The 3,335-nt window shown below is 73.3% G+C and carries 2 protein-coding genes; one reads left to right on the top strand and one right to left on the bottom strand.

Going from position 1 to position 3,335, the window contains the following annotated elements; genetic code table 11:
* Nucleotides 1–574 (bottom strand): hypothetical protein (locus QH283_RS06935; protein ID WP_280502186.1); only part of this gene is annotated, 574 nt, incomplete at its 3' end.
* Nucleotides 575–879: 305 nt separating this feature from the next.
* On the opposite strand from QH283_RS06935, the gene smc reads away from it, so the two are divergent.
* The coding region (gene smc / locus QH283_RS06930) for a chromosome segregation protein SMC (RefSeq protein WP_280502185.1) at nucleotides 880–3,335 on the top strand (2,456 nt) is incomplete at its 3' end.

Below are 3,335 nucleotides of genomic sequence, written 5' to 3'. Positions count from 1 at the left end.
GCTTGTGGGTGGTGCGGGTCGGGTTGTCGCCCTTCTCGCGGTAGGTGCCCGCCACGCCGTTGGCGCGCAGCCAGGCGCCGGGATCGGTGCGGCTGTCCGGGTCGAGCTCGGGGATGACCTCTTCGAGCAGTTCCAGCACGTCGGCGTCGTCGTCCCCGCCGAGGACGGCACGGATGGCCGGGAAGGCGCCGGTGCGGAAGGTCCACGACCACTCCCGGCTCGGATAGCTGCCGCCGCGTTCGCGGCCGTGCACGACGAGATTGCCGGAGGCTGCGATCCTGGCGCGGACGGCGTGGGTCGCGGTGTCGTAGATCAGGTCGTCGGCGCGCGGGGCGGGCGGGTCGTTGGCCTCGAGTTCCTCCTGTTCCTCGATCCGCTCGGCGCGCGCGATCTCGAACCACGCGGCGACCATCGCGCCCGCGGCCAGCGCGATGGCGGCGCCGAACTCCAGCCACACGTCGGTGGGCAGCAGGCGTCTGGTGCGGTCGCAGGCGTGCAGGAACAGCAGGCAGGCCAGGACGAGGGCGGCGATCCGGGTCAGCCGGAGGGCTGTGCCGATCGATGGTGCCCGCATCCGCCCAACGCTCCCGAACCGTGAAGTAACCGCCTTGACCCCGACTGGATCGTAGGCGCAGGACGGCCGAAACGGCAGTGCTCGGCGGAGGCCGCCGGCGCACCGGGCGCCGCGGGCGGACGGGCGAATTCGGAGTGCGTTGTTGGGCAACTGTCCAGCATCAATCGGGCTGTGGCGGACGGGCACGGCTCGCTAGGCTGGGCGGCAGCACTCGCGCCACGGGGGGTCGGGCGTGCCACGACATGTCGTGACCGGCCGATAGCATGGCCTCCTCGCCCGCCCCGGCCAAGGAAAGGTCGCCGAATTTGCACCTGAAGAGCCTGACGTTGAAGGGTTTCAAGTCCTTCGCGTCCGCGACGACGCTGCGCTTCGAACCGGGCATCACCTGTGTGGTCGGGCCCAACGGTTCGGGCAAGTCCAATGTCGTCGACGCGCTCACCTGGGTCATGGGCGAACAGGGCGCCAAAGCGCTGCGCGGCGGCAAGATGCAGGACGTCATCTTCGCGGGCACCTCGGGCCGTGCACCCCTCGGCCGCGCCGAGGTCACCCTCACCATCGACAACTCCGACGGCGCGCTGCCCATCGACTACGCCGAGGTGTCCATCACCCGGCGAATGTTCCGCGACGGCGCGGGCGAATACGAGATCAACGGCAACACCTGCCGGCTGATGGACGTCCAGGAACTGCTCAGCGACTCCGGCATCGGCCGCGAGATGCACGTCATCGTCGGCCAGGGGCAGCTCTCGGCCATCCTCGAATCGCGCCCCGAGGACCGCCGCGCATTCGTGGAGGAGGCGGCGGGCGTGCTCAAGCACCGCAAGCGCAAGGAGAAGGCGCTGCGCAAGCTCGACGCCATGCAGGCCAACCTCGCGCGCCTGACCGACCTGACCACCGAACTGCGCCGCCAGCTCAAACCGCTGGGCAGACAGGCCGAGGTGGCCAGGCGCGCCCAGACCGTGCAGGCCGACCTGCGCGACGCGCGCTTGCGTCTGGCCGCCGACGATCTGGTCACCCGGCGCGCCGAACTGGCGGGCAGGCAGAGCAAGGAGGCCTACGCCCGCGAGCAGCAGATCACCGTGCAGACCGAACTGGACGCCGCCCATGCCGCGCTGGCCCAGCAGGAGTTCGCGCTCTCCCGGCTGAATCCGGCCGCCGAGGCCGCGGCGCAGACCTGGTTCCAGCTGTCCGCGCTGGTCGAGCGGGTCAACGCGACCATCCGCATCGCCGGTGACCGCGCCCGTCACCTCGGTACCCAGGCGCCGGTCGGCACCGGCCGCGATCCCGACCAGCTCGAGGTCGAGGCCGACCGCATCGAGGCCGAGGAAGCCGAGTTGCGCGAAGCCGTCGAGATGGCCACCGAGACCCTGGAGGCCGCGCGCGACCAGCTGGCCGAGCGCGAGTACGCCGCCAAGGCCGCCGAGCAGGCGCATCTGGCCGCGGTGCGCGCCATCGCCGACCGCAGGGAGGGCCTGGCGAGACTGTCCGGTCAGGTCGACAACACGCGCACCAGGGCGCAGTCGGCCGACGCCGAGATCGCCCGGCTGTCGGTGGCCATCGCCGAGGCGCGCAGGCGCGGCGAGGCCGCGCAGGAGGAGTTCGACGCCGTGCAGGGCGAGCTGAGCGAGCTCGACGCGGGCGAGGAGGGGCTCGACGCCCAGCACGAACACGCCGTGCAGGCACTCGAACTCGCCGACCAGCGGGTGGCCGAGCTGCGCGCGCAGGATCGCGACGCGAGCAAGCAGGTGGCCTCGCTGAGCGCCCGCATCGAGGCGCTCGGCATGGGCCTGGCCCGCCGCGACGGCTCGGCCTGGCTGGTGGAACACCACCCGGACGGGCTGCTCGGCCCCCTGTCGGGGGTGCTGCGGGTGCGCGCCGGATTCGAGGCCGCCGTCGCCGCCGTGCTCGGCCCGGTCGCCGACGCGGTCACCGCCGAGACGGGCGAGGCCGCGCTCGCCGCGCTCAGCGCGCTCAAACAAGCCGACGGCGGCCGGGCGGCACTGGTGTTCGGTGTGGCAGGCCGGGCCTCCGAGCCCGCCGCGACACCACCGCCCGAGGGCACGCACCGGCTGTCGGATGTCGTGGAATGCCCGCCGGAACTGCGGGCAGGCGTGCTGGCGCTGACCGAGGGCGTCCTCGTCGTGGACGACCTGCCCGCGGCCGCGGCGGTGCTCGCCGAACGCCCGGAGGCCCGCGTGGTCACCCGCGACGGCGATCTCACCGGTATCGGCTGGGTGCTCGGCGGGTCCGATCGCGCGCCGAGTCAGCTCGAGATCCAGGCCGACATCGATGCCGCGCAGGCCGAGCTCGTCGCCGCCCAGCGTCGCGCCGAGCAACTGGAGGCCGCGCTGGCCGGGGCGCTCGAGGAGCAGGCCGATCGCAAGGACGCCGTCGACCACGCGCTGATGGCCCTGCACGAATCCGACCAGGCGATGATCGCCGTCTACGAGCGGCTGGGCAGGCTCGGGCAGGCCGCGCGTTCGGCGCACGCCGAGGTCGAGCGCCTGACCGCCCAGCGCGCCGAGGCCGAGGCCACCAGGGAGGAGACTCTCGCGGCACTGGCCGAACTCGAGGAGCGGCTGCGCAATGCCGAACTCGAACAGGCCGCCGCCGACGACGGGCTCGGTTCGGCGGGCACCGAGGCCGCGGGGCGCGCCAGGGAGGAGGCCGCCGCCGCGCTCGCCGAGGCCAGGGCCATGGAGGGGGAGGCCAGGCTGGCCGTGCGCACCGCCGAGGAGCGGGCCGAGTCGGTGCGCGGCAAGGC

Source organism: Nocardia farcinica (genome assembly GCF_029867845.1).
Classification (GTDB): Bacteria; Actinomycetota; Actinomycetes; order Mycobacteriales; family Mycobacteriaceae; genus Nocardia; species Nocardia farcinica_A.
Note: the sequence above shows the minus strand (reverse complement) of the source record. Positions and strands in the feature narration are given on the sequence as shown.